Below are 4,426 nucleotides of genomic sequence, written 5' to 3' on the forward strand. Positions count from 1 at the left end.
CGAAACGCTCCACTACTCTGGCCTCGGCACCGAGGATCAGCCCCAACTGGAGGCGGCACAAAACCTAGGGTGATTCAGCCACACCGTCCGAGTGCCAGCACATCTTGTGGGTAGATATCGACCGCACTCGCAAAGATGGCAGCAAGGTGGCCATCAACGACGCGCTACTTGCCAAGCTGACGGAACACGGGTGTTTGGTCGTCGCTTCTCCCACACGGGGCAATCAGCACATCTACTTCCTGATCGAGGAAGCGATGGACCCTGAGGAATGGCTTCGGATGAACACTCTCCTGATGCGAGCGGTCGGGGGTGACTCGAAGCAGAGCATGGTCAGTTGGCTACGTCTCCCGTGGGTAGCTTCGTTCAAGGACAAGCATATTGGGCACGACGGAGAGCCGCGAACACCTTCTGTCTCGAAGTTCGACGATCGACGGTGGTCCTTGGCCGACTTCGAGTCCTTGCTCGTCGCGGAGGGTTTCTCGCCGTCGCGACTGCGCGTGTCGAACGGGGTAGCTGTGGAACGCGTTACAGAGCCGGTGAAGCCGGGAAGGGGGGTGGTCAAGGGCGAACTTCGCAAGGCGTTCGCTAACGACGATCGATCGGAGGCCGTCTTCGCTGTCGTCAAGGAGGGGATCAAGGCGAAGCTGAGTATCGACCAGGTTGCGGGCATTCTCTTGTATCACTCGCAGGGGGAGGACATCAGAGAAAAGCGTGACGGCTTGCGCTTGATTGCCGACATCGAGCGCATATGGCCCAAAGCTAAGGCAGAACTCGCGGTCGACAAGAAGCCCCACCGTGTCACTCGTGACGTTGCTCAAAAGACCTCCTGGACGCTCGGGCAGTTGTTGACCGAGAAGTTCCCGGCGTTGAGATTCGTCGCTGACAAGCTCGTGACTGAGGGACTGGCGCTGGTCGTCGCGTCGCCGAAGACGGGTAAGTCCTTCTGGCTTCTCGACCTCGCTCTGTCCGTCATTCAGGGTGCCCCCGCGTTCGGGTCTATTGCGACCACACCGGGCGAAGTTCTCTACCTGAACCTCGAAGGTGGCGGTGGCCGAAGCCTGCAATCGAGGGTGAAGGTTCTCGTCGACAGCGGGGAGTTGCAGCCTAAGTACGAGCTTCACTTCGAGACGGAGTGGGAGACCATGTCAGATGGCGGTATCGAGGCCCTGGACGATTGGCTCACCGATCACCCTGCTTGCACGCTGGTCGTGATCGACACGCTGGCTGCGTTCAAAGGCGCGCCGACGACCAGAAATCAGGACCAGTTCGCAGCCGACTACGCCCCGGCGAAGTTGTTGTCGGACCTTGCCCACAAGCGCAGGTGCGCCATCGCGATTGCACACCACGACCGCAAGGCGGAGTCCACCGACTTCGTGGATTCGATCTCGGGAACCAAGGGTCTGACCGCCGCTGCCGATGTGTTGATCATCCTTCGTCGCAACCGCAACAAGCCCGAGGGAAAGATGCTTCTTGTCGCTCGTGAGATGGAGGGCAACGAATGGGACGTCGTCTTCGAGGGCGGGCGCTGGAGGATTGTCGACGCGGCCGAACTCATCGAGCGCAGCGACTCCACACGTAGCCGGGTGCTGAAGGCTTTGGGTGCCGACGAGATGACCGCCAAGGAAATTTGCGACGCGCTTGGTGATGTCGCGCTCGGCACAGTCAAGACGACCTTGACCCGGTTGAAACACGATGGGCGAGTTGCCCACGACCGGAATACCTTGTCTTACTCGCGCGTGTAGGCGTGTACGACGCGCCCGGACGCATAATGCCTGGGCGCGTCGTGCGAACCCCGTGTATCGCCGTAACGGTGTAACTGTAACCAGCTATCCATATTTCGATATTACAAAGTTCCTACATAATTACAGTTACACGAATACAGGCACACATCGCGACGCGCACGTGCGAGTAAGAAACTCGATAACTTGGGCACGGTGTGGAAATTGTGAAAGTAATTGCGCTGCAATTCATCTACCGTCGCGCCCACGTGCGAGTAGGTCGAACTAGCGCTTCGGGGATTTTGCCAATATCGATTATGATTCAACAATGCAACCCGGAAAGGAAAAGCCAATGATCGTTCGCGCCATTCACACTCGGATCGATTCCGATGGCAACGAGATCTTCGAGCACGAGGGGACCGAGTTTTTACTCGATCCGGCGGGGGCCTGCCCAGACTGCAGCACACCCGCTATTGACGTCAGTCCGACGGGGAAACTGCATCAACTCATCCACGACGAGCCCTGCCCGCGAATCCCTTTGATTCTTCTACGCATGGAAAGGAACAAGAAGATCAACGAACCGCACTGACGGGCCACCGCCGTACTACGTACCAGCGGGGAAAGATTTACCAGGTATCAACCGACAGAAAGAAATGACATGGGAAATATCGACACCACCGACCTGTTCCTGACGATCAAGACTGCCAGCGAACTGCACGACATGAAGGCGCAGACCGTGCAGGCCAAGCTCAACGACGGGGTGATCACGCAGAAGGGAGCCGAGGAGCAGTTCGCGCACCTCGAAGCCACGTACGGGTGGAACGACACCCTCGCCGAGGTACGCAACACCGTCGAGACCGAGCTGACCGATGCGCAAGAGAACATCGCCAAGCAGCGCGCCAAGCTGACTGCACCGACCGGGTCGACCGCGGATCAACAGCTCGCAGAGACGCGTGTTGCTCGGGTGTGGCCCCGTGTTCAGTCCGAGCTCGAAAGTGCCAACGGGGCGGCACGTCTCGATATCGCGCTCAAGGCTGTCCAGTCCGCAGACGATTCGATCAAGCCCATTCTCGTGCAGGAACTCGTGCCGTATCTGCTCGCCAAGGGAATCCACCAAGACGGCGTCGATCAGTTGTTCCTCCGTCCGTTGTTCCCTCGGTTCGCCAAGGCACTCGACGACCTGCGCGACGACACTAAGGCGGCTGTCCAAGTGCGTCACAACCTGAACATCGCCGAGTCCCGTACCAAGGCGGGGATGAAGTACAACCGAGGACTTGCGCAGCACTGGGTCGAACCAGTCAACGCGTAGCCGCCCAGCCCGTCGCCTGTCTTGAGGATGACGGGCTGAGTGGTAGACGCGCCAGCTTCTGATTGCAGATCAGATCGACGGTGACCCAGCCCACGCCAGAATGTGTGTGCACAGACCATGTACAGGCGACACGCCGACTGCGAGACACGCCGTCCCCGGGTTACTCACAAGCGTGTAATTCAGTCCACAAGCACTGACGTGCTGTTCAGCAGGTGTGGGTATCGATGCTCCACAGCTTGTCAACATGCGAGCCACAACTTCATCCACAGCCTCGCACCAGTTGTCCACAGGTTATCCACAGGCTGTGTTGTGACTGTCGAGGGGTACGCCCATGCTGGTCGAACACGACGAGCGAGGTGAGCGCGATGCAGTGGACGGACCTACCCGATCGAAGCGCGCGGTTCAACGATCTGATGCGCCAGACGTACCAACTCCTGGACGATGCGGCGAAGCTATGCGCAAACGCACCCGTGACGGAATCCGAGGCGAAAGAACTGGACTGGATCGCGATTCACCTGTGCGACCTTGAGCGACTCGTGGGCGAAGAAACCGTTCGAGGATCGAATGCCGTTGCGCCGGAGGGGCGGTGCACTGGTGCCTGAGAGACGGCGTGACGATCTGAACGTGCGCCGCGTGATGACATACACCGCGAAAAGCGCACAGACGCACTGAAAGCCAAAAAAGCCCCACACCGGTGCATGTACGGGTGGGGCTTCCTTGTGCCTGTTTACAGATCGACGGTCGGGTCGAGCATTAGGGCCAGGGTCGAGCAGTACGCCGCGGACAGCAGATCGTGCGCAGCGATGAAGTCTCGGGCGCTAGCCGCAAGCTCAGCGGCCGCTTCGGTCGTCTCAGCGATCAGGGCGAGGTCGTTGCAATCGGTGGTGTGGCGATACCCGATCAGGTCCGCGACGTAGGCGGTTGCGTCAGGTAGGGCGATCGCAGCGTGTGGCATACCTCGATTCTAAGAGACTTTGGAACTGAGTCTGTGAGCATATTTGGTGTGGTGCAACAGTTTTCAAGTCACGGGGAGGGCGAGGGGACGTCGGGTGGATACTTATACACGCTTCCCAATCCCGCTCCAATCATCGCGAGGAGGAATACCGCGAGCGGAACTAGTACGAACCAGAACCACCGGTGATCGAACGCGTACGAGACGCCGAAGTAGAGCAGGGCCATCGTGATTGCGCCAAAGAAGATGACCAAGAAGACGGACATCTTGTCTACGGTTCGCTCAGCAATACGCTTGCGTCGATTCGTGTACCCAGTGACCTCGGCCTTGATCAACTCTTCCATCTGGTCGGTCGAGGAAGCGGGGAGCTTAGCCTCGGGCTTTCACGCTGGCGTGTAGGCGAGGCGTGTCAGATAGAAAGAATGTTGCTCTGAGCTGGGAGAATTC

5 protein-coding genes are annotated in these 4,426 nt (G+C 58.9%); 3 read left to right on the forward strand and 2 right to left on the reverse strand.

Features of this window, described 5'->3' with window-relative positions; translation table 11 throughout:
- Window positions 1–146 precede the first annotated feature (146 nt).
- The 3 genes from R4P47_RS24780 (at window position 147) to R4P47_RS24790 (ending at window position 3,027) form a co-directional block, all read left to right on the forward strand.
- A complete protein-coding gene (locus tag R4P47_RS24780; protein WP_317786055.1) occupies window positions 147–1,742 on the forward strand; it encodes an AAA family ATPase in 1,596 nt (531 codons plus the stop codon).
- A 328-nt stretch (window positions 1,743–2,070) separates the two neighbouring features.
- Entirely contained in the window at window positions 2,071–2,307 is a 237-nt protein-coding gene (locus R4P47_RS24785) for a hypothetical protein (RefSeq protein WP_317786056.1), read from the forward strand.
- A 69-nt stretch (window positions 2,308–2,376) separates the two neighbouring features.
- Window positions 2,377–3,027, forward strand: a complete 651-nt coding sequence (locus R4P47_RS24790; RefSeq protein ID WP_317786057.1) for a hypothetical protein — start codon at window positions 2,377–2,379, stop codon at window positions 3,025–3,027.
- Between the two features lie 727 nt (window positions 3,028–3,754).
- Here R4P47_RS24790 and R4P47_RS24795 read toward each other — a convergent pair.
- A complete protein-coding gene (locus R4P47_RS24795; RefSeq protein WP_317786058.1) occupies window positions 3,755–3,982 on the reverse strand; it encodes a hypothetical protein in 228 nt (75 codons plus the stop codon).
- 68 nt (window positions 3,983–4,050) lie between these two features.
- Window positions 4,051–4,323 (reverse strand): hypothetical protein, encoded by a 273-nt coding sequence (locus R4P47_RS24800; RefSeq protein ID WP_317786059.1) that lies wholly within the window; start codon window positions 4,321–4,323, stop codon window positions 4,051–4,053.
- Window positions 4,324–4,426 lie beyond the last annotated feature (103 nt).

The sequence above is a fragment of the Rhodococcus sp. IEGM 1370 genome (assembly GCF_033142325.1).
Lineage (GTDB): Bacteria > Actinomycetota > Actinomycetes > Mycobacteriales > Mycobacteriaceae > Rhodococcoides.